A 20,614-nucleotide genomic window follows, 5' to 3' on the forward strand; every position below is an offset into this window, starting at 1 on the left:
AAACTCTGTTCCACAACATCCCAGATGCCAAGATTTAAGAACAGTGGTACTATAGGAAAGTTCATAAGCGAAATGCTTGCGGATGCATGAATTGTAGGAGGTTTAGTTATGGAAGATAAAAGTACGTTACGGCTTGTACTCGCTGGAATCCTTCTCGGTATTTTAATGTCGGCAATGGATAACACCATCGTCGCTACAGCATTAGGTTCGATTTTAGGAGATTTGGGCGGCGTCGACAGTTATGTATGGATCACGTCAGCATATGCAGTTGCTGTTCTTGCGGGGATGCCGATTTTCGGTAAGCTCTCCGATATGTTTGGAAGGAAACGTTTTTTCATATTTGGTATTATCGTATTCATGGTTGGATCTGCTCTTTGTGGCGTGGCACAATCCGTTCCACAGTTAGCAGTCTTTCGTGCAATTCAAGGAATCGGTGGTGGTGCGCTTTTACCGATCGCATTCACAATTGTGTTTGATGTGTTCCCACCTGAAAAACGCGGAAAAATGACAGGTCTCTTAGGTGCTGTTTTCGGCGCATCCAGCGTCATCGGACCGTTACTTGGTGCTTGGATCACGGAATCCATTAGTTGGCATTGGGTATTCTATGTCAATATCCCAATTGGGTTAGTGTCCTTATTACTCATCGCCCGTTTTTATAAAGAAACTACTAAACCGGTCAAACAGACAATCGATTGGCTCGGAGCAATTTCACTTGTCACTGCGGTGGTCAGTCTCATGTTCGGACTTGAATTCGGTGGTAAAGAATTTGCTTGGTCTTCTTGGCAAAGCATCGCACTGTTCAGCATTTTTGCGATCTTTTTCATTGTGTTCATCTGGGCGGAAACTCGAGCAAAAGAGCCAATTATTTCGTTCTGGATGTTTAAAAACCGTCTGTTTGCCTCTTCTCAAGTGCTTGCCTTTCTTTATGGTGCGACATTCATTTGTTTGACAATCTTCATCCCTATTTTCGTCCAAGCGGTTTATGGAGGGTCTGCAACAAACGCAGGAATTGTATTAATGCCCATGCTGATTGGTACTGTTGTAGGGAGTGCACTTGGTGGAATTCTTCAAACGAAGACATCTTATCGTAGAATCATGGTCATTTCAGTCATTGCCTATTCAATCGGAATGATCCTGATGAGCACAATCACTCCAGATACGTCACGTACAATGTTGTCTATTTACATGATCTTTGTCGGATTCGGTGTAGGTTTTTCCTTTTCTTTGCTGCCAGCGGCTTCAGTTCACAAAATGGATTTCAAATATCGCGGTTCTGCCAACTCAACAAACTCATTTTTCCGTTCGTTCGGACTGGCACTCGGAATTACGATTTTCGGTGCAATTCAAACGAAGCTGTTAGCAAGTGGACTCACTTCAGGTTTTGAAAAAATGCCGGGTAACAATGCAGGTGGCATCGAATCGATTGGAAATATCCAAAACGTCTTCCTACCTGAAACACGCAAAACGATTCCACCTAATATTCTAGAGGTGATTACAAACGCCATGTCTGCTTCAATCTCGACGACATTTTTATGGGCGCTCATTCCTGTGGCGATTTCGATCATCGCCGTGTTCTATATGGGACCTGAGCGTTTAATCCCTAAAAAGGAATCAGAAAAATAAGTAGTAAAGAGGCATCGACAAGGTTAACGTCGATGCCTCTTTTCAATGAGTCTCCTTATTCTTTGAAACTGGAAGTTTTCGTTTTACTTGTTTCAGCGTTGCGACAATTAGAAAACTAACAATCACGAGCAGTAACCAAGAACTCACTTTTCCTAGATGAACCAGACTCCATGCATCCGTCTGATTTGGGTATTGCCAAGCACCAAAAAAAGTAGCAATATTCTCTGCCACCCATATAAAAAATCCAATGAGTGTAAAGGAGAGTACAATCGGCATTCGATATCGGCTTCCATTCACTTCATAGTTCACCCACGAACGCCAAAATACAACTAGTACTAGTCCAGATAGCCACCAACGAATGTCGATCCAGAAATGGTGTACAAAGAAATTTAAGTAAATTGCAGCTGCAAGAGGAACTACCAATAGGAACGGTGGCCACTTTACTAGCTGAACATCCAGCCGTCTCCATGCCTGGCACAAATAACTCGCAACACTGGCATACATAAATCCACTATAAAGAGGGACTCCGAGAATTTTCATATACCCTTCTTCAGGATAAGACCAGGACCCCATATTCACTTTAAAAATCTCCAACGCAAGTCCAATAAGGTGAAACAATGTAATCACTTTGAGTTCATCCTTCGTTTCAAGTCCAGAGTGAACCATCCACCATTGCATGAGTAAGAAAATGAGGAGCAACCAATCATACCTAGGTAGTAATGGAAGAGGGATGACTTGTGTCAATGCCAATGAACCAAAAATGACAACGGGAAAGACGCAAGACAATGCTTGCTCCCTCCCAAAGTAAATCAGTTGCGTCAGGTATCTTTTTAGCCGACCTAAATAACTCGCATCAGGAGACGTGACCTCTTCCCATCCCCTAGCCATCTTGCCGCCCCTGATCACCTTGATATTCTAGAATGTCGCCTGGCTGACAATCCAGCGCCTTACAAATCCCTTCTAACGTTGAAAACCGAACCGCTTTTGCCTTACCATTTTTTAAAATGGACAGATTCGCCATTGTGATGCCCACTTTCTCGGACAACTCTGTAACACTCATCTTCCTTTTTGCGAGCATGACATCGATATTAATAATAATTGACATAGCATTCACCTCAGACCGTCAAGTCATTTTCAGATTTTATGTCGATTGCGTTCTGTAACAATTTCTGAAGGACTGCCGCAAAAACAGCGATGACAACGCAGCCAAAAATAATTCCCAAGCCAATTACGATGATTCCTGGCGCATCATCTGCATCTCCCATTATGAAAAGCAGCGGCATGAATAACACGTAGATCGTTCCTATCGAGACCGCGCACAGTTTAATTTTTTTCAACACGCTGACCGAAGCCTCCGAAAATGCTGTGTTCCTGTCAATGTAAGTTAAAAGTTTCATCGTCTGATAAAGGGCCACAAAGTAAATGAGTGCCCCTGCATACAGACCCACTAAAAAAGGATACTGCAAGAACGACCATTTTGGAGCAAGTTCTGCAAAGAATTCTGCAATCTGTGGTACTACAAAGATACAGAGAGCAAGAATAGGTAATGCCATAATCACAAGTGTAACCTTTAAAAATAACGTTTCTCGTTTCATCAAATACACCTCATTTTGTGTAGTATAGAAATAATATTACCATCTAATTTATCGATTATCAATAAATTATTACTGATTAATAATATACTATTACCCATTTAGACGATGATGAGTGAAAAAAGCTCCTCAATTCTTGAAATAGAAGAGTGGCCATTTTATTATGTACGTTTTGTTTCATAGACAGGTTAACAAAAAAACAGCCGGAAAATTTTCCGACTGCTTTCTCTACTTATTTAAACACGGTTGCCGCTTTAACAGCTTTTTGCCATCCGTTATAAAGATGTTCACGTTCTTCTTGCTCCATGGTCGGTTCGAATGGCCGATCTAGTGACCAATGAGCAGCGATTTCAGAACAATCTTTCCAGAAACCGACCGCAAGTCCCGCTAAATACGCAGCTCCAAGCGCTGTTGTTTCGTTAATGGAAGGACGCTCAACTGGTACATTCAATAGATCTGACTGGAACTGCATAAGGAGATTATTCTCGACTGCTCCGCCATCTACTCGCAACGTTTTCAATGAAATCCCTGAATCAATTTCCATGACATCCAAGACGTCCTTGGTTTGGTATGCAAGTGACTCTAATGTTGCACGAACGAAATGCTCTTTTGTCGTGCCGCGTGTTAAACCAAATACAGCACCGCGCACATCGCTATCCCAATATGGAGTTCCAAGACCGACAAAAGCAGGTACAACATATACACCGTCTGCCGATTCTACCCTCGAAGCGTACTGTTCACTGTCTGAAGAGTGGCGGAACATGCGTAGTCCATCACGCAGCCATTGGATGGCAGAACCTGCAACGAAAATACTTCCTTCTAAGGCATATTGAACTTTTCCATCAATGCCCCAAGCAATTGTCGTTAACAGTCCATGATCTGATTTCACCGCTTTGTCTCCTGTATTCATCAACATGAAGCAGCCGGTACCATATGTGTTTTTTACCATTCCAGTTTCAAAGCACGCTTGTCCGAACAAAGCCGCCTGCTGATCTCCTGCGATTCCCGCAATCGGGACTGCATGCCCGAAAAATTGTTCGGGATCTGCATGCGTATAGATTTCTGAGGATGGTCGTACGTCCGGCAGCATTGAAGACGGGACACCTAGAATTTCTAAAAGCTCTTCATCCCATTTCAATTCGTGAATATTGTACATTAACGTACGGGATGCATTCGAATAATCGGTTACGTGCGTCGTTCCTCCAGACAGTTTCCAAACAATCCACGTATCAATTGTTCCGAATAACAGGTCCCCATTTTCGGCTTTCTCCCGAGCTCCCTCTACATTGTCCAAAATCCATTTCACTTTAGTCCCAGAGAAATAGGCATCAATGAGCAATCCGGTCTTTTCTCTGAATAGTTCGTTGTAACCGCTTTCTTTCAGTTCTTCACATATTGCTGCCGTTTGGCGTGATTGCCAGACGATTGCGTTGTAAATTGGATTGCCAGTGTTCTTATCCCATACAACTGTTGTTTCCCGTTGGTTCGTTATACCAATGCCTTCAATTTGTTCTGCTGAAATATTCTTCTCGGACAGAACCCCAGCAATTACGGATAGAATAGAGCTCCAAATTCCATCTGCGTTGTGTTCAACCCAACCCGATTTAGGAAAATGCTGTGTGAATTCTTGTTGTGCAGAGTGAAAAATCTTACCCTTTTTATCAAATAAAATAGCTCTTGAACTTGTAGTCCCTTGGTCTAACGCCATAATATATTTTTCAGTCATTCTCTCTTCCTCCTATACTACTAGTCCTTAGTATTTGTTAGTCGTTGCATGTCTTGTTGCCGGTTCGACACTCTCTGAACTCATCTCTCTTCGAATCGAGTATTGAGCAGCTACCAACAATGCTAGCACAACTGCACCAACAATCCAGAATGCAAGACTATTTTCTCCAATGAAAAATTGCTTATAAAATAGAGCACCCATCGTTCCTCCTAAAATCGGGCCAACTACTGGAATCCACGCATAACGCCAATCGGATGATCCTTTTTTAGGGATTGGTAAGAAAAAGTGTGCAATCCGAGGTCCGAGATCACGTGCGGGGTTAATGGCATACCCTGTTGTACCTCCAAGAGATAACCCAATAGCGATGATCAAGGCACCTACAATGAGTGGATTGAGCCCTTCTGTGAATTCGTTGGCACCGATTGATAATAATCCGAGTAACAAAATGAACGTACCGATTACTTCACTCGTCAAGTTGGAAAGTGGATGACGTATCGCTGGGGTTGTTGCAAAAACATCCCGTTTTGCGACTGGATCTTCTGTTTCTTTCCAATGCGGCAAGTATTGGAAATAGACAAGAACAGCCCCAAGAATCGCCCCAATCATCTGTGCAAGTATATATGTTGGCACATCCGCCCAAGGGAAATCACCGATTGCTGCAAAGCCAATCGTCACCGCCGGATTCAAGTGTGCACCACTAGTTTGGCCAACTGCATAGACGCCAAGAGCAACTGCTAGTCCCCAACCAACTGTGACTACAATCCAACCCGAGCCTTCTGCTTTCGATTTCTTCAGCGCAACACCACCGACAACACCGCCACCAAACAAAACCAAAATCATCGTTCCGATCAACTCTCCTGCAAATGGAGTCATCCAATTCTCCCCCTACTCATATTTAATGACATGGATTATTGAGTTAAGCACAAAAAAAAGTCCACAATTAAAATCTTGCTGAACGCAAGAAATTAACTGTGGACTCCTCAACTCAACCACGTTTTATGAACTTGTCCACAATTATAGAGCGGTTTCATTGGTCTGTCAAACACTAGATTCAGAAAGTTCTCTTTTTCTCAAATGACTTCCATAACTCTCGGTCGGAGGTGGTGACTGCAACAGCCCCTGCAGCTAGCGCATCTTCAATATGCTTTTCCGTACGAATGAGCCCCCCGTTTATTATCGGAATTCCCGTGCGCTCGTATACTTCTTCAATCAGTTCAGGAATCACACCAGGCAACATTTCTATGAAGTCCGGTGCGGTTTGTTCAATCAAAGAATAACTTTTTTCCAACGCAATCGTATCGAGTAAAAACATACGTTGTATCGCAAGGATATGTTTGGCCTTCGCTTTCATAATCATATTGGAACGAGTCGAAATAATACCTGCAGGCCGAATATCGTTGCACAAAAAGTCTGCAGCAAAGTTATCTGTTTTCAGTCCTTGGATAAGATCGGCATGGATGATTAACTTCTTGCCTCTCTTATCTGCTTCCAGTTTCACGGTTTTCAAATTGCTAATGTGCACTTCTAGTAACACGACATATTCGAATGGGCTGTCCAACAGCCTTTCAAACTGCTTTAAAGTGCGTGCAGCCGGTAAAATTTTTTGATTGTGAAAAGGCATTTGTTGATAACTCCTGTCTATCAGTATAGGTTCATACTATCGTATTCAGACAACTGAAGTCGCTTTACTCATCTCATCTTCCAATTCTTTTTCATAACGTTGCCGCTCCATAGCCGACCAGTTGAAGATTTTTGCCATCTCGTCGAGAACGTCTTGTTCTGCATCCACAACGTTTTTCATATTGAAAAACAGATCACCCGTCCGTCGAATGAAGAAGTCTGTCGGTTTTACGGTCATTTCCTTTTCAATAGCATAGCGCAATTTCACGTACAAAATCCGTGGCAATGATTGGTTTTCATCATATGGAATCGTAAAGACTTCATCGACATTGGTGCCATATAATGATGCTAAGTGTCTGCTTTCTCTTACTGTAAATCCTAGCAACTGTCCTCGCTTAACTGCTTGCTCCATATACCGCTTATAATTTGCAGACCCACCGAAATCGCCTCCAGAGATTGGAATCTTTTTCGTACTGCATCGTCTGAACGTCAATCCTTTTTCTTGTTGAAGAAGCTGTGCAATCTTGTTGACAACGGTCTCCGCCATTTTCCGATAGCCTGTAAGTTTCCCACCAGCAATAGTGATTAACCCACGTTCAGACTCCCAAATTTCATCTTTCCTCGAAATCTCAGAAGGATTTTTCCCATCTTCATGGATAAGCGGTCGTACGCCTGCCCAACTCGATTCCACGTCTTTTTCAGACACTGAAACTTCTGGGAACATGTAGTGGATGGCATCTAAAATATACGTACGATCTTCTTCAGTAATTTGCATTTCTTTTGGGTCACCCTCGAAAAACGTATCCGTTGTACCGACATATGCTTTCCCATCACGTGGTACCGCAAAAATCATGCGCTTATCGGGTGTGTCAAAGTAAATTGCTTGATGTAATGGAAATACACTTTGGTCGAACACTAAGTGGATTCCTTTTGAAAGAATGAGCTGTTTTCCATTGGAATGCCCGTCAATTGCTTTCACTTCATCTACCCAAGGACCTGCAGCGTTGATCACTTTCGATGCATGAACGGTTGTTACGTCTCCCGTCAGCATATCTCGAACTTGCACTCCTTCAATTTTGTTGGATTCGTCATATAGAAACGATTCCGCTTTTGCGTAGTTAACAAGCGTCGCGCCTTTTGAAGCAGCCGCTTTTGCAACTTCAATTGTGAGGCGTGCATCGTCTGTACGGTACTCAACGTAATATCCACTTCCTTGAAGTCCCTCTCTCTTAATAAGCGGGGCTTTTTGGATCGTCTGGTCAAGAGTCAACATCTTTCTTCGTTCAGAGCGTTTCACTCCTGCTAAAAAGTCATAAACTTTCAGTCCGAGGGCAGTTGAATACGGTCCAAATGTTCCTCCTTTATGGAATGGTAGTAGCATCCATTCCGGGGTTGTCACATGCGGTCCATTCTCATAAACGATAGCACGTTCTTTTCCAAGCTCCGCCACTTCTTTGATTTCAAATTGTTTCAAATATCGCAGTCCTCCGTGCACTAACTTTGTAGAACGGCTCGATGTACCAGATGCAAAGTCTTGCATTTCAACAAGGGCTGTTTTCATACCACGTGCTGCTGCATCTAAGGCAATTCCAGCTCCTGTAATTCCCCCACCGATCACGACTACGTCAAAGTGTTCTCTATTCAACTGGCTGAATACTTCGTTTCGATTCAATGCAGAAAATGTTGTCATGTGTCTCGTCTCCTCTTTGTATACGAGTTCAAAAAACAAAAAAGAGACCCCAAGAAAATAATCGCATTGTATGCAATCATTTCTTGAGGTCTCTCAGTAGCTCAAACCCGATATATTAACTTGTTGACTAGTATACCACAGTCAAAAGAAATTACAAAACATCTAATTTGATCGTTCACAAACCATGCCAATGCGAGTCTGTCAGACTTAGGCGATTACATTTTTCCTCTTCAAACTAAGCAGTCGAATCAATACGATGGCTAGCAGTAGGAAGAATGTGATAAGCCCGATGACACCAATCCAGCCGAAGTGTGACCAGAAAAAACCACCTGCTGTTCCGCCAACACTGGAACCAAAATAATAGAAGAATAAATACAATGAAGAAGCTTGGGCTTTGTCATGTTTCGCGCGATGGCTCACCCATCCGCTCGCAATCGAATGACTGCCGAAGAATCCAAATGTAAAGACTACAATCCCTACAATCTTTAAAATCAGACTGACATTCAGTGTAATGAGTGCACCAGTCAACATGAGGACTGTACCGATAAGTAGGATATTTCTACGGCCATACTCATTTGCCAACTTTCCAAACCACGTCGAGCTAACAGTCCCGACCAAATAGACGATGAAAATCCAACCCACAATCGTCGTACTTAACGAATAAGGGGGCGCTAGCAATTTAAAACCGATGTAATTGTATAGCATGACAAAACTGGCCATAAGAAAGAACCCGATACCATACAAGTTCAGCATAGCAGGATCCTTTAAATGAGAGACTAATGATTTCCAAAGATTTTTAAACTGAAGCTCACGTGCAACGAAGTGGTTTGAACTTGGCAATGCGACAACAAAGTATGCACTGATCATCAAACTCAACACTCCGATGACGATCATACCAATTTGCCAGCTATACAGGTCTGTCAACGTTCCCATCATGACGCGTCCCGCTAAGCCCCCAACAGAGTTCCCACTAATATAGAGTCCCATCGCGACGCCAAGGTCTTTCGGATGCATTTCTTCTCCTAAGTACGCCATCGCAATAGCAGGCAGCCCCGCGAAAGTGATCCCTTGAACAATTCGCAGTCCTAGTAGTACTTCAAATGTTGGGGAAAACGCTAAGGCAAGCGTTAAAATAGATGACGCAAAAATTGAAATCGTCATTAACCGTTTTCTTCCCCACGCTTCCGATAAAGAACTCACTATCACCAGACTAATTGCCAACGCAAACGTCGTGACGGATAAGGACAAACTTGCAAACGCTGGAGATATATTAAATTCCTTCGAGAATTCCGGCAGAAGTGGTTGTGTAATATAGAGGTTCGCGAATGTAATGAACCCTGCTGCAAATAAAGCCCAATTCGTATGTTTATACTCTCGAGAACCTCTTTGGATATACTCCATTTATTATCTCCTCAACTCCTAAAATGCTTATAAGCTCTTACTATTTTAAGTATAGACCTTAAAAACCAGCATGATAAAAAAATTTGCTTACTAGAGAAAACGAGCTTGTAATACGTCTCCCGTAGGCACCTCTCCAATAATGAATATAAACTTTTAGTTAACGTATTCCCCGTTTTCCCCTTCTCTCGTTTATACTAGGAAAGCGGCGATTATAGAATGTACGTTCCAATCGTTTGTATCGAAACAAATCGTTTTCAAAACTAACAGCTAAAGAGGGTTTCAGATGAAAGGAAGTTCACATTTAGGAATTGGCATTGCCGTTGGCGCAATCGCCGGGTACATCACACAACAAGACCTCATGACCGTCGCGATCTGCGCAGGTATTGGCGGAGTATCTGGCGTTGCACCAGATTTAGATACGAATGGCCTTGCAAGCAATCGCATCACATTGTCGAAAAAAGTGAGTAAGGTACTCATGGAAGTTGCCGGTATCGGGATTTTACTTATGCTCATTTACCAGGTTATGACTCAAGGAATGAGACGTGAAATTTACATATACGCAGGGATTGGCCTTGTTCTCCTGATTGTCTCACGGGTTATTACCCAAAGACGGATGCTGACGATTACAGGCGTTCTAGTCATGTTGCTTGGATTTGTATTGGATAAATCCATCGGTATTTTACTTGCAGGAAGTTATATTATTTTTGCTTCATTTTTGCCACATCGGTCTTATACGCATTCACTTATCGGCGTTGTGTTTTATGCGTTCATTTTAAAGTATCTCTATATGGAATGGCCAATTGATGGATTAGTCTTAGCAGGATTGGCAGGCTATATCAGTCATTTAGTGGCGGACATGAAAGTGTTGCCTGTGAATCGCAGAGGTGTGAAATGGTTTGCACCATTGTGGAAGCAAGAGTTTTAGTTGGTCATAAAAAAACGAGTATCCGTTTATCGGGATACTCGTTTTTTGATCTATACTTTCGTCAAACTGAAGATATAAACTTCTTAATTGTTCGATAGTAAATCCAGTATTGACCTGCTGCAAGTAGTAAAACCCCTACAGTCATCCACATCTTACCAATCGGAAGCATTAAATAGACAACCGCCATTATAGGTAACGCCCAAGCAAAATACGTGTACACTTTTTTGGTCGCCTGTTTGGTTACATCTTGAAACAGCTCATCATCTTCTAAATACTCTTGTGGCTTATAGGTTGTCATTGAAATCTTTTGTTTAGGCATTCTTTCATTGTGTTTCTTGATGTTGTAAAAAAACAGGATCAAATAAAGGAAGACTATCACCATCATTACATTCAGCAAGATGCCTGAATTCCCACTAATGCTAAATTCAAATCCAAATCCGCCATCTGAAAAAGTATTCACTGTAGCAGCATAGCCGACTAGTAAGACAAATCCCATAATAATAAAAATCCCAGCCATTTGCCAAAGTGGATAGGTGATTCGCATATCATTCTTCATGTTCTTCCTCCCCTTCCAACCAAAAGATTTCATTGATATCACAGTCAAGCGCCTTTGCCAGTTTCAATGACAGTGTGACAGAAGGTGAAAACTCACCTTTTTCGATGAACCCAATCGTCTGTCTTGTGACGCCGACTTGCTTTGCTAATTCTATTTGCGTGAAGCTGTAACGCGCTCGCAGCTCCTTTAACCGATTTTTCAGCATCACGACACCTCTTCACTCTAATGTACACTATTCTTAACATAATGCATAGTATTCTTAACATCTTATTTCTATTACATGCAAAAACACTCAAATTGTCAGGGCAATTGAGTGTTTTCATGTGAAATGTTATCTAATTATTTTCGAACCTTCAGTACCCACCAAATGAGCACAATTTGCAACGGCAGACGAATCCATAATGCCGCTGGAGACAAATCGAAATTCTCAGGGTTCAGCGCCATATAGATGTTGACCGGGAACACAAGCACTAAAAAGATGGCGATTAACACGCCCGCTCGTTCACGTGTTTGCTTTAGGAATAATCCCAGTGCTAGCAAGATTTCCATGACACCTGAAATGTATACAATCTCTGGTCGGAACGGTACCCATTCTGGCATGGCCATGATGAAAAATGAATCCAATAAGAAGTGGCCAACTCCCGCAGCGGCGAAGAACAGACAAAAAGCGTATAATGCGATTTTCTTCATTGAAAAGACTCCTAACTTGGGGGCGAATGAGTTTGTTAAATGATTCTCCCATATGCACGGCCCAGGACTGGATTGTGCTCATAAACTTGGATTTGTGCTCATAAATCTCGGATTCCGCTCATAAACTTGGATTTGTGCTCATAAATCTTGAATTCTGCTCATAAACTTAGATTTGTGCTCATAAACCACGGATTCCGCTCATAAACATAGATTTGTGCTCATAAACCACAGATTCTGCTCATAAACTTTGATTTGTGCTCATAAATCTTGAATCCCGCTCATAAAGCTCCCACAATCAAAGCGGTAGCATGCCGATTAAACAAAATTCAATTCAATTACTCTAACAAATCCCCTACTACTTTTATTCCCCTACCCTAAACAGTTCCCTATCCATGTTTTCCGGAAACGTTTTCGCAACGGTAACAGTGAAGACCGGTCCACTGGTAAACGCCACATATATGTTTTCTAATTTAATTACGATTGATGTCAAAAATTCTTTTTCTTCATCTTTGTAACCATACACAAGCACACGTTGAACAAGTGTATTTTCCAATTGAATCGAAGAACTTACGATTAACGGCTCTCGAAATCCTTCAACTCGTTGGAATTGGGAGAGTGTATCAGCGTCATGAGTCTCGTCAATCAGCAATTGATCATCGCCATCCTCCGTTTCTGTCCATGACAGAACCCAGTATAACGGCCTCCCGGAATCTATTGGGGATTGAAAACGAAGTACGGGTTCTGCGCATTGATATTCCCACCCATCTCCTCGTTGATAAGCCGTAAGCTGCTCAACTAGAATCGTTTTTAAGTCCATTCCAATAATTGATTGCAGACTTGCTTCGTTCACCCGATCACTCTCCTTCCTTCAACAAAGCCAACACTACATAACCATCTTTCCATTCAGTGCAATTACTGCCGCTTTTCACCTTTAAATCTGCACGGTTCACTAGATGTTTGGTTAAATCAATCTATTTCCGCAATACTGTAAACTTGTTAGAAAACTATTCAGGTACTTCTCCACGAATAAGCGCAGAAAACGCTTCGTATTCTTTGATATTTTTCTCTTCCAGCAGATCAGGAGAGACGGAGCTAGGCAGCGGATAGTTCCCCATCGCTGTCTGGTGTGCAATCAAATCTTTCATCCCCTGATCCAGCGCGATTGCAAATCCCTCGAAGTCAAAGTTAAAGTGATGAACAAAATCACCTTCACTTGAACGAATTTCATGCCTAATGAGCAGACGGTCTTCCTCTTTCTTAAAGTAATAATCTACGGCCATCCCATAACCGTCCATTTCAGTTTCATCTGCCTTACCTCTCCATAACCTGGACAATTGATAGAACAATACAGGAACAGAATGATAATCGATCATCATCGTGAAGTGAATCTCCTGTCCTTCTCCTCTGCACTCAATATCTATATCCCCTGATGATGGATCAGTATGAAAAACACAGTAATACTCATACTCCATGACTATCCCCCTTTATTTATAATTCAGGAAAACGATTACTCACCAATCAGTCCAACTCAACAATTAGACTTAACGGAATTCCAAAGTATGTGTACTCAATATTCACGGTTTGAATCGGTAACTCGTTCTTCACGGTCACACCATAAATCAAATCCTGTTTAGTAACTGTCCCCTCGTCCTGTTTGGCATACGTTTTTGTAGGAGATGTTCCCTTTTTTATAGAAACACCTTTTAAATCACGGACTCCACATCCATTTAGCTCTTCTGTTCGATAATCGTCAGTAAGCGTGAATCCTGATATTGCATCACACGTTTGAACTTTCGTTTCAGTTGGTACTGCTTCCTCCACATTTACAGTTACATTTACAAGTTGAATCGTACTCAGCCCACGGTTCCCGACTCCCACAAGATACAATGTCTGATCCAAGTTTGAAGCGATTGTTCCTGTCTCTAATGGCGGATACATCTTAAGAAAAGTATAGATTCCCGCAATCAGGATGAATACGCTCAATAAAGGTATCCATAGTTTTTTACTCATGCTCTCATCCCCCCAACAAATAAGACAGCGCCGTCATTCCTAATGTAAGGAAAATCACTCCGAGAAACACTTCCCCGTAATACGTTTTAGGTCCTTCATACTTTGCTTTACTCATTCTCCATCCAATGAACATTCCAATCAAAGTCCCCATCGCACCATAGCGTAATACCGAAATCACATACTCATAAACTGGCAAATACTCTTTCATCTCTACTCCATCTTCTAAAGTAAGATGTTTATAATTAGCCAAGAAAAGTCCTAGGGATAAGGAAATAATTAGACCATATATTGCGCCATTCCGAATTCGTCTGTCCATCACCTTGCCTCCAATCCATTTTCACTCTTTGCTTCCATCAAAATATCAAGCGTTTCTTGAACGAACTCATTTCTCTTTTGTTCTTCGCTTAAAGATCCCCCAGCTTCCACCCGATCATAACGAAAAGCCCTGATAACTGATTTCAGAATCAGAACAAGCACCTGCTCCTTCTCTGTAAAGGGGCGTTCAAAAGTATACGATTCCAAAAACAATTGAAATCGCTCTTCTTCAGTCAGGTCTCCGGTATAAGGCGCATGCCATGCATGGTAAACAGCGACTGCAATGGCTTCGTTCAAATACACTTCGTTTCCAGCTAGATTAAAATCGTAAATGCCGAGTTTTCCACTCTCTTCACGTACCATATTGTAATAGCAAAAGTCCCCTTGAATAGCACCTTGAGGCAGTTGCGCCCAAGCTCTCTGCAACACTTTCCGATAGTCAATATACAAAGTTTGGATTGTTGCATATAAGGGATGGATTTGATAATAATTCTTAAACTCTAAGAAACTTAATTCGTTTTCATCATAATCCCCAAGGTTTTCAGTGTCATTGCCACCGAACATGCTCCAAGAAGTCCCTGTAGTGAAGGGCGACTTGAATTGAGCTGAAATGAGATGTTGCTTACCTAACAAACTACCAATTTCAGAAAGCAACTCCTCTGTCACGTAGGTTAGTTCATACCCTGGTAATTCTTTTTCTAAAGTGAAAACGAGTCCATCTTCTGCATACACATGTGAACCACTACTTGTTTTAACATACCTTGCAACATTCATACCGTTTTCAACTAGTCGTTCCGCATATTGACAGCAAGCCTCCCAATAAAAGGACTCTACACGTTCACCTTTTAACACGTAGGTGGAAATTGATTTCACTTCGGCTAATATTTTTTCACTGGAACGAAAAATTTCTACCTCTTCTGCTTGTATATTAAAGTTTATGCAAACCGCTGAAATTCTTTCAGTATCCATAACACCCTCCGTTCCTATCCCACTACTCCAATTCACGTTCGTCAATCATCGTCATGAATTGAAAGTCACTTGAGCCGTATGAATATTGGGGACTCTTGAAAAACACTTCTGGCGAGACCGATTTTCCACTGCCGTCCAGTGCATTCCAACCGAATTCGAATTGCATAGCAGCTGTCGAATAACCATCGAACCAAGAAAATGTTTCTGTCTCATCTAAGCGAATAGTGGATTGCAACACTTCTTGCCAAGTAGAAGGAAGCGGTATTGCACCGAACGATTCTTCAGCTACCTCGATTTCTTTAGACATTTGAACCCGAGGGCTATAAAAGTTCTTCCCGTCCGCCATTCCATAATCTCTTCGACGGATGATATATGCATTCAACTTCTCTGCACCGATTTCAGGGGCGATGTTCCACGTTAAAAAATAAGAAGTAGGATCGTTTCTGTCAATCATCCAGAGCTTAGGTTCCCCATTCGATTCTAAACTGATTAACTCCCATTTCCATTTGCCCCAAATCCAAAAGCTCATCCCATAATCACCCTCTTCTGAAATATAAGGAACTGCGACGTGGCGACGATCTGCTTGGATCACCTTTTGAATTTCAGCAACTTGATCACTAGTCCCGTATTCGTTCAACGAGTCATTCATTTCCTGTAGAAGTTGGGGCTTATCCGGAAATTGGGTAGGGGGAGAATAATTCCACCACATGAAGACTAAAAGGAGGACACTCGCTAAAGAAACCCATATCCACGCTATGTGATGTCTGCTCATTTTTCGTCACCTCCAACAACAAATGATTGAGTGGAACGGAAATACAGAGATTCAGACGGAGTTTGGATGAGCAAACCTTTCCCGTCCTTTTCTACATAAATCGTCGAACGTACGCCACTTCCCCATTTTGGTTTCGCATCCAGTAACAAGTACGGAAAACGCTCATATCTCGCTTTTTCTTGCACAAACGTATACTCATACCAAGTCCCATCGTAAACTTGTGATTGCTTCAGCTTTTGAAGTTCTGAATTCAACACCTTCACATTGAGAGCGGCCTTCTCACTTCCATTTGGATGAACGGATAGTATCGATGCTTCTTTCACATCCGATACAAACGTCTCCGCATGATCTGCCGGATAAACAAAATGCCCAATCGAACTTGCCACTAGTACGCTGAGTAAGAAAATATAATTTGCCCCAAACCCTAACCATGCGAATTTACGATACCGCTCCCAACGCCCCTCTTTTCGTTTGAGAAAGAAATATAAAACCCATACACCTAGCGGCAAAACAGCAATCCGAATGACTGTGCTAGCCATCATCCATGTAATTGAAAATGAAGTTATACCGGTTAATAAAACCAGAAAAGCTTTCCATCCTACCTGTTGTACGGGATTCTTCCTATACATTCTATACGCGAGGTAAGCAATCACTCCCCAAGCTAAAACGGTTAAAAGGTTAGATAAAAAATCAAAAGAACCATACTCGTTTATCTCGTTCACTCCTCTTATAAATTGTATAATCATTAACGCTCGTAAATATAATTTAATTCAGTTAATTCCCACATGATTATCATACACTATTTGGAAATCATTAGGGAGCAATTTTTGTAATTGAAGAAACGCAAAAAACCACTTACACGCAGTGTGTAAATGGCTTTTCTTCATCTATTCTTTCAGTACTTAGTCTTCTGTTGGTGCATAATCTTGGTTGAACCACAACTGCTCCTGATCATCCACTTCACCATTGTAGTTTATGAAGATTTCTTCGCCTGCTGTAATTGCTTTATGGGCAAAGAAGTCAAATGTTTGGTTATCAAAATTGATGTCATACCAGGCATTTGGCTCATAAGAATGGTTGAATAGCATGCCATATCCTAAAAGGATTGCGGAGTGGTTCACTCCGTATTCAAAGGCGTAATCGCCAAGAATCGTTTTCTCAATATGCTGGTGCTGTTCATTTGGATAGGAAATAACCGGCGCCGCATGCAGCAACTGGCCTTTTTCAATATCACATGTGGCAAAAACGCCTCTGTTGAATTCACCATCACTAATTTCGGAAGTTTTTACTTCTATCATTTATTCGCCTTCTCGCTTTTGTATTTACTGCCCACTATAGCACGAATGAACCATCCAATGCTTTGTCTAGAACTCTCCCCTTTATGGTTTTGTCGTCTGCGACTAGACGCCTTCCCCATAGTAGTCGAAAACATCAGCCAGGTCGGCGTAAATCTGATAACCATTTCCCCAGTATTCTTTTACCCAAGCAAGCAGCTCAATCATCTGTTCTCCGTGCTGTACCACTTTATCTTCCAATCCTTTTGCTTCTATCAGCTTGGCGTGACACCAGACTGGATCCGGAAGAGAGTCAAACCATTGCTTCTCGCCATCATCCATTGGTTCTCCATAATACACTCCCCACTCTGCCGGCAGCATCTTGGGCCATTCCACTCCCAGTCCGACGTCTTCCATGACTTGTCGGAAATCCAGCATGAGTGAAAACCTAAAGCCTTCTTCATCTGCATCCGGTAATTCCGGAAAGGAGAGTTTATAGGACTTGGGAGCGGGTTTTGCTTTTACTAACTTTTGAAAAAATGTAGGCTCCGGGGTACGATCCTCCCATGTATAATTCCGAATCGCGTATAGGATGACCTCACTGTGATCTTGCATCTGACTATATCCAGGCAGCTTTTCATTTTGAACAGTTAAGAGTTCTTCAAGTTCCATTTGTTCTGAAAGCGACAGTTTACTTCGAAGTTCTTTTATCCGTAAATCATGTAATCCAACCGCATGTCGGCGCTCCTGTTCAATATTCATTTACACATTCCCCCATTCCTTTTTACATCCCCTCATTAAAAATATACCGCCATCTAACAGTAAAGATGACGGTATCCTTCGATTACTTATTTTTCTTCAGGAATCGCGCAGCTGCCATCTGTACACGTGGCATCTTCCCCATTATCCGGTGACAGGTTTTCAAACACGGATACTGGCTGTTCTTCTTCCAAGATTTTCTCTATAGCTTGTAAAAATGCTTCAGGTGGCTGTGCACCTGAGATCGCATATTTTCGATTAAAAACAAAGAATGGAACGCCTGTAACACCAAGTTGTTTTGCTTCTTCGATATCCGCGTGTACTTCATCAGCATAAGCATTCGGATCACTCGCAACGGCAAGTGCCTCTTCTTTAGATAAACCTGCTTCGACCGCGAGTTCAACAAGGATTACTTCATTGCCCACGTCTTTCGATTGTGTAAAGTTTGCATACAGTAATTTCTCTGCAAGTACAGCGTCTTTGCCGTGAACTTTCGCAAACTTCGTCATCCGGTGTGCGTCGAATGTATTCGTTGGTTTCATCGTATCAAAATTGAATTCAAGTCCAACTTCTTTCGCTTGATCAGTAATCGACGTCATCATTTGTTTCGCTTTCTCAGCGCCTCCAAATTTAGCTCCCATGCTCTCGTAGAAGTCTTGTCCGCTATATTTAGCAGATCCTGGATCTAGTTGAAAACTTTTAAACTCGATTTCTATACGATCCTTCCCTCTGATTTCATCCAATGCAATTTCCAGTTTGCGCTTTCCAATATAGCAAAACGGGCATACAAAATCCGACCAAATTTCAATTTTCATAAAGCATCTCTCCTCATCTGTTGTCTGTTTTATTGAGACAACTATACCACTCCATAGTCTGAAAACGAATTAGTAAGCTTCTGTCTGTGATTACCCACTAATGTTAGTCATTGTCTAAAACGGGTATAGATATATATAAATATTTCCCGCTCAATTTCGGAAAATCTTGGATTCTCGAACTAAAGAAAGGTTGGATATTGTGAAAGTACTAGTTATTGGAGCAAACGGACAAGTCGGTAAAGAACTTGTTTCTTTAATTCAGAAGAGTGATTCGTTAACAGCCAAGGCGATGATACGGAAGCAAGAACAGGCTTCTTATTTTGAAGACTTAGGAGCTGAAACAGTCTTAGTGGATTTAGAAGACGACACGAAGAAAATTGCAGAAGCCGCTGAAGGCGCAGATGCGATTGTATTTGCTGCAGGTTCCGGACCGAAAACGGGTGCAGACAAAACGATGCTGATTGACTTGGATGGCGCAGTGAAGTCAATTGAAGCTGCAAAACAAGCAAACGTAAAGCGTTTCATCCTCATCAGTTCTTATGACACGACCCGTGAAGCGATTCAGGAAGCAGATTCATCATTTGCGCCTTATGTTGCAGCGAAACATTATGCAGATGAATGGCTTCGCAAAACAGATTTAGACTACACGATTGTTCACCCTGGTATGTTAACGAACGACGATGGAACTGGTAAAATCGAAGCCGCAGAGAAAGTTGAGGCAAACAAAGTTCCACGAGATGACATCGCACAGGTACTTCTTGCTTGTTTAGAAGACAACTCGACAATCGGCAAGGAATTCCAAGTAATTGCAGGCGATAAACCGGTGAAAGAGGCAATCGCTTCGCTTAAATAACTATATTGAATAACCGTACCCCATGTTAAACTCTGGGGACGGTTATTTTTTACGTTGCCGTAATTACACATCTAACTCTTCCCCATATTCGTACATAAAGACTTCAATTGTTAAGCCCGTTTCAAAACAAAACAGAGCGATTTCCTGATTAACTATTATGTTGGTTTATTTTGCCGTTTGACCGCCATCAACTGCTAAATTCACTCCCGTGATATACGAGGACTTATCTGAACAAAGCCATAACGCTGCTTGTGCCTGTTCTTCAGGGCATCCCATACGTCCTAATGGAATATCATTCTCTACAAATTTCGCCTGTTCCGGAACTTCTTTTGCCCACGCTTCCACAGCTGGAGTTAAGGTCATACCAGGGCAAATTGAATTGACTCGTATTCCCTTTTTCGCATATTCCAGTGCTACCGATTTCGTCAGTCCATTAACTGCCCACTTAGCTGCACTGTATGTGGCTAAGTTTTCCGATCCAAGTAGACCAGATGTAGAAGCTGTGTTGACAATAGCTCCCCCTCCAGAAGTCAACATGGCCGGAATTTGATGTTTCAATGAATAATACAAGCTAGATTGAGTAATTTGAACGCAGCGGTCCCAATCCTCCGTTTTTGTCTCTGCAATGGGCATAGAAGGAGCGCCAATTCCCGCATTATTATGCGCCCAATCCAGACGGCCATAATGATCAACTGTTTGTTTCACCAGGTCCATAACATCTTGTTCTTCAGCTACGTTACAGCGTAAGAAAATCGCATCTCCGCCCGCATCAGTAATTTGCTTCACTGTTTCATTTCCAGCTTCGACATTAATGTCAGAAACAACAACCTTTGCTCCTTCTTCTGCAAAAGCGAGTGCACTCGCTCTTCCTAGTCCACTACCAGCTGCTGTTACAATTCCTACTTTGTCCGTCATTAAAGTTCCCACATCAATTCCTCCTTTTCTCTTACATTCTAATTATTCTGCATAACACAAATCATCCCTTCTTTTAACTTTAAATTATCTGAATAAAAAGGTAGATGGC

At 42.0% G+C, this 20,614-nt stretch carries 25 protein-coding genes; 3 read left to right on the forward strand and 22 right to left on the reverse strand.

Annotated features, from left to right (window positions below; genetic code table 11):
* The first annotated feature begins 108 nt into the window (after positions 1–108).
* Complete coding sequence (locus RL70_RS11920; RefSeq protein WP_039043625.1) at positions 109–1,623, forward strand: MDR family MFS transporter; 1,515 nt, start codon at positions 109–111, stop codon at positions 1,621–1,623.
* A 42-nt stretch (positions 1,624–1,665) separates the two neighbouring features.
* Here the strand turns inward: RL70_RS11920 and RL70_RS11925 are convergent, their stop codons facing one another.
* The 8 genes from RL70_RS11925 to RL70_RS11960 form a co-directional block, all read right to left on the reverse strand.
* Positions 1,666–2,511 carry a DUF817 domain-containing protein gene (locus RL70_RS11925; RefSeq protein ID WP_052245936.1) on the reverse strand — a complete coding sequence of 282 codons (846 nt, stop codon included), beginning with the start codon at positions 2,509–2,511 and terminating at the stop codon, positions 1,666–1,668.
* Entirely contained in the window at positions 2,504–2,728 is a 225-nt protein-coding gene (locus tag RL70_RS11930; protein ID WP_039043626.1) for a helix-turn-helix transcriptional regulator, read from the reverse strand. The genes RL70_RS11925 and RL70_RS11930 overlap by 8 nt, the downstream gene beginning before the upstream one ends.
* 10 nt (positions 2,729–2,738) lie before the next feature.
* Positions 2,739–3,218: a DUF2975 domain-containing protein gene (locus tag RL70_RS11935; protein WP_197054118.1), complete on the reverse strand. Its 480-nt coding sequence runs from the start codon at positions 3,216–3,218 to the stop codon at positions 2,739–2,741.
* 229 nt (positions 3,219–3,447) lie between these two features.
* Positions 3,448–4,941 (reverse strand): glycerol kinase GlpK, encoded by a 1,494-nt coding sequence (gene glpK, locus RL70_RS11940; RefSeq protein WP_039043628.1) that lies wholly within the window; start codon positions 4,939–4,941, stop codon positions 3,448–3,450.
* 27 nt (positions 4,942–4,968) lie between these two features.
* Complete coding sequence (locus RL70_RS11945; RefSeq protein ID WP_039043629.1) at positions 4,969–5,814, reverse strand: MIP/aquaporin family protein; 846 nt, start codon at positions 5,812–5,814, stop codon at positions 4,969–4,971.
* Positions 5,815–5,992: 178 nt separating this feature from the next.
* Entirely contained in the window at positions 5,993–6,562 is a 570-nt protein-coding gene (locus tag RL70_RS11950) for a glycerol-3-phosphate responsive antiterminator (protein WP_039043630.1), read from the reverse strand.
* Between the two features lie 45 nt (positions 6,563–6,607).
* Complete coding sequence (locus RL70_RS11955) at positions 6,608–8,251, reverse strand: glycerol-3-phosphate dehydrogenase/oxidase (RefSeq protein WP_039043631.1); 1,644 nt, start codon at positions 8,249–8,251, stop codon at positions 6,608–6,610.
* Between the two features lie 207 nt (positions 8,252–8,458).
* Positions 8,459–9,652: an MFS transporter gene (locus RL70_RS11960; protein ID WP_039043632.1), complete on the reverse strand. Its 1,194-nt coding sequence runs from the start codon at positions 9,650–9,652 to the stop codon at positions 8,459–8,461.
* 283 nt (positions 9,653–9,935) lie between these two features.
* Here RL70_RS11960 and RL70_RS11965 point away from each other — a divergent pair, with 283 nt between their 5' ends.
* A complete protein-coding gene (locus RL70_RS11965; protein ID WP_039043633.1) occupies positions 9,936–10,577 on the forward strand; it encodes a metal-dependent hydrolase in 642 nt (213 codons plus the stop codon).
* A gap of 61 nt (positions 10,578–10,638) precedes the next feature.
* On the opposite strand, the gene RL70_RS11970 is transcribed toward RL70_RS11965, so the two are convergent.
* The 13 genes from RL70_RS11970 to RL70_RS12030 form a co-directional block, all read right to left on the reverse strand.
* Complete coding sequence (locus RL70_RS11970) at positions 10,639–11,133, reverse strand: hypothetical protein (RefSeq protein WP_039043634.1); 495 nt, start codon at positions 11,131–11,133, stop codon at positions 10,639–10,641.
* Complete coding sequence (locus RL70_RS11975) at positions 11,123–11,338, reverse strand: helix-turn-helix transcriptional regulator (RefSeq protein WP_025783974.1); 216 nt, start codon at positions 11,336–11,338, stop codon at positions 11,123–11,125. The genes RL70_RS11970 and RL70_RS11975 overlap by 11 nt, the downstream gene beginning before the upstream one ends.
* 134 nt (positions 11,339–11,472) lie before the next feature.
* Complete coding sequence (locus RL70_RS11980) at positions 11,473–11,823, reverse strand: hypothetical protein (RefSeq protein ID WP_039043635.1); 351 nt, start codon at positions 11,821–11,823, stop codon at positions 11,473–11,475.
* Between the two features lie 361 nt (positions 11,824–12,184).
* Entirely contained in the window at positions 12,185–12,673 is a 489-nt protein-coding gene (locus RL70_RS11985; RefSeq protein ID WP_039043636.1) for a hypothetical protein, read from the reverse strand.
* 154 nt (positions 12,674–12,827) lie between these two features.
* Positions 12,828–13,295, reverse strand: a complete 468-nt coding sequence (locus tag RL70_RS11990) for a hypothetical protein (protein ID WP_039043637.1) — start codon at positions 13,293–13,295, stop codon at positions 12,828–12,830.
* Between the two features lie 46 nt (positions 13,296–13,341).
* Positions 13,342–13,833, reverse strand: a complete 492-nt coding sequence (locus RL70_RS11995) for a hypothetical protein (RefSeq protein ID WP_039043638.1) — start codon at positions 13,831–13,833, stop codon at positions 13,342–13,344.
* Positions 13,834–13,837: 4 nt separating this feature from the next.
* Positions 13,838–14,149 (reverse strand): hypothetical protein, encoded by a 312-nt coding sequence (locus RL70_RS12000; protein ID WP_039043639.1) that lies wholly within the window; start codon positions 14,147–14,149, stop codon positions 13,838–13,840.
* On the reverse strand, positions 14,149–15,117 hold the full coding sequence (locus RL70_RS12005) for a phosphotransferase enzyme family protein (RefSeq protein WP_039043640.1): 969 nt from the start codon (positions 15,115–15,117) through the stop codon (positions 14,149–14,151). The genes RL70_RS12000 and RL70_RS12005 overlap by 1 nt, the downstream gene beginning before the upstream one ends.
* Before the next feature lie 22 nt (positions 15,118–15,139).
* Positions 15,140–15,889, reverse strand: a complete 750-nt coding sequence (locus RL70_RS12010) for a hypothetical protein (protein ID WP_039043641.1) — start codon at positions 15,887–15,889, stop codon at positions 15,140–15,142.
* The gene (locus tag RL70_RS12015) at positions 15,886–16,611 is read right to left on the reverse strand and encodes a hypothetical protein (RefSeq protein WP_052245937.1); all 726 of its coding nucleotides are present in this window, start codon (positions 16,609–16,611) and stop codon (positions 15,886–15,888) included. The genes RL70_RS12010 and RL70_RS12015 overlap by 4 nt, the downstream gene beginning before the upstream one ends.
* A gap of 180 nt (positions 16,612–16,791) precedes the next feature.
* Entirely contained in the window at positions 16,792–17,187 is a 396-nt protein-coding gene (locus tag RL70_RS12020; protein ID WP_039043642.1) for an SET domain-containing protein, read from the reverse strand.
* Between the two features lie 102 nt (positions 17,188–17,289).
* Positions 17,290–17,925, reverse strand: a complete 636-nt coding sequence (locus tag RL70_RS12025) for a hypothetical protein (protein ID WP_039043643.1) — start codon at positions 17,923–17,925, stop codon at positions 17,290–17,292.
* Between the two features lie 86 nt (positions 17,926–18,011).
* Complete coding sequence (locus RL70_RS12030) at positions 18,012–18,737, reverse strand: DsbA family oxidoreductase (RefSeq protein WP_039043644.1); 726 nt, start codon at positions 18,735–18,737, stop codon at positions 18,012–18,014.
* A 196-nt stretch (positions 18,738–18,933) separates the two neighbouring features.
* On the opposite strand from RL70_RS12030, the gene RL70_RS12035 reads away from it, so the two are divergent.
* Entirely contained in the window at positions 18,934–19,590 is a 657-nt protein-coding gene (locus tag RL70_RS12035; protein ID WP_039043694.1) for an SDR family oxidoreductase, read from the forward strand.
* A gap of 165 nt (positions 19,591–19,755) precedes the next feature.
* Here RL70_RS12035 and RL70_RS12040 read toward each other — a convergent pair whose 3' ends face one another.
* Complete coding sequence (locus RL70_RS12040; protein WP_197054119.1) at positions 19,756–20,517, reverse strand: glucose 1-dehydrogenase; 762 nt, start codon at positions 20,515–20,517, stop codon at positions 19,756–19,758.
* Positions 20,518–20,614: the final 97 nt, after the last annotated feature.

Source organism: Sporosarcina sp. ZBG7A (assembly GCF_000813425.1).
In the GTDB taxonomy this organism is placed as follows: Bacteria; Bacillota; Bacilli; order Bacillales_A; family Planococcaceae; genus Sporosarcina.

Bases quoted from the DNA above. Each gene is read 5' to 3' on its own strand.
- RL70_RS11920 (WP_039043625.1), top strand. From the start codon at position 109: ATGGAAGATAAAAGTACGTTACGGCTTGTACTCGCTGGAATCCTTCTC.
- RL70_RS11925 (WP_052245936.1), bottom strand. From the start codon at position 2,511: ATGGCTAGGGGATGGGAAGAGGTCACGTCTCCTGATGCGAGTTATTTA.
- RL70_RS11930 (WP_039043626.1), bottom strand. From the start codon at position 2,728: ATGTCAATTATTATTAATATCGATGTCATGCTCGCAAAAAGGAAGATG.
- RL70_RS11935 (WP_197054118.1), bottom strand. From the start codon at position 3,218: ATGAAACGAGAAACGTTATTTTTAAAGGTTACACTTGTGATTATGGCA.
- glpK (WP_039043628.1), bottom strand. From the start codon at position 4,941: ATGACTGAAAAATATATTATGGCGTTAGACCAAGGGACTACAAGTTCA.
- RL70_RS11945 (WP_039043629.1), bottom strand. From the start codon at position 5,814: ATGACTCCATTTGCAGGAGAGTTGATCGGAACGATGATTTTGGTTTTG.
- RL70_RS11950 (WP_039043630.1), bottom strand. From the start codon at position 6,562: ATGCCTTTTCACAATCAAAAAATTTTACCGGCTGCACGCACTTTAAAG.
- RL70_RS11955 (WP_039043631.1), bottom strand. From the start codon at position 8,251: ATGACAACATTTTCTGCATTGAATCGAAACGAAGTATTCAGCCAGTTG.
- RL70_RS11960 (WP_039043632.1), bottom strand. From the start codon at position 9,652: ATGGAGTATATCCAAAGAGGTTCTCGAGAGTATAAACATACGAATTGG.
- RL70_RS11965 (WP_039043633.1), top strand. From the start codon at position 9,936: ATGAAAGGAAGTTCACATTTAGGAATTGGCATTGCCGTTGGCGCAATC.
- RL70_RS11970 (WP_039043634.1), bottom strand. From the start codon at position 11,133: ATGAAGAATGATATGCGAATCACCTATCCACTTTGGCAAATGGCTGGG.
- RL70_RS11975 (WP_025783974.1), bottom strand. From the start codon at position 11,338: ATGCTGAAAAATCGGTTAAAGGAGCTGCGAGCGCGTTACAGCTTCACG.
- RL70_RS11980 (WP_039043635.1), bottom strand. From the start codon at position 11,823: ATGAAGAAAATCGCATTATACGCTTTTTGTCTGTTCTTCGCCGCTGCG.
- RL70_RS11990 (WP_039043637.1), bottom strand. From the start codon at position 13,295: ATGGAGTATGAGTATTACTGTGTTTTTCATACTGATCCATCATCAGGG.
- RL70_RS11995 (WP_039043638.1), bottom strand. From the start codon at position 13,833: ATGAGTAAAAAACTATGGATACCTTTATTGAGCGTATTCATCCTGATT.
- RL70_RS12000 (WP_039043639.1), bottom strand. From the start codon at position 14,149: ATGGACAGACGAATTCGGAATGGCGCAATATATGGTCTAATTATTTCC.
- RL70_RS12005 (WP_039043640.1), bottom strand. From the start codon at position 15,117: ATGGATACTGAAAGAATTTCAGCGGTTTGCATAAACTTTAATATACAA.
- RL70_RS12010 (WP_039043641.1), bottom strand. From the start codon at position 15,889: ATGAGCAGACATCACATAGCGTGGATATGGGTTTCTTTAGCGAGTGTC.
- RL70_RS12020 (WP_039043642.1), bottom strand. From the start codon at position 17,187: ATGATAGAAGTAAAAACTTCCGAAATTAGTGATGGTGAATTCAACAGA.
- RL70_RS12025 (WP_039043643.1), bottom strand. From the start codon at position 17,925: ATGAATATTGAACAGGAGCGCCGACATGCGGTTGGATTACATGATTTA.
- RL70_RS12030 (WP_039043644.1), bottom strand. From the start codon at position 18,737: ATGAAAATTGAAATTTGGTCGGATTTTGTATGCCCGTTTTGCTATATT.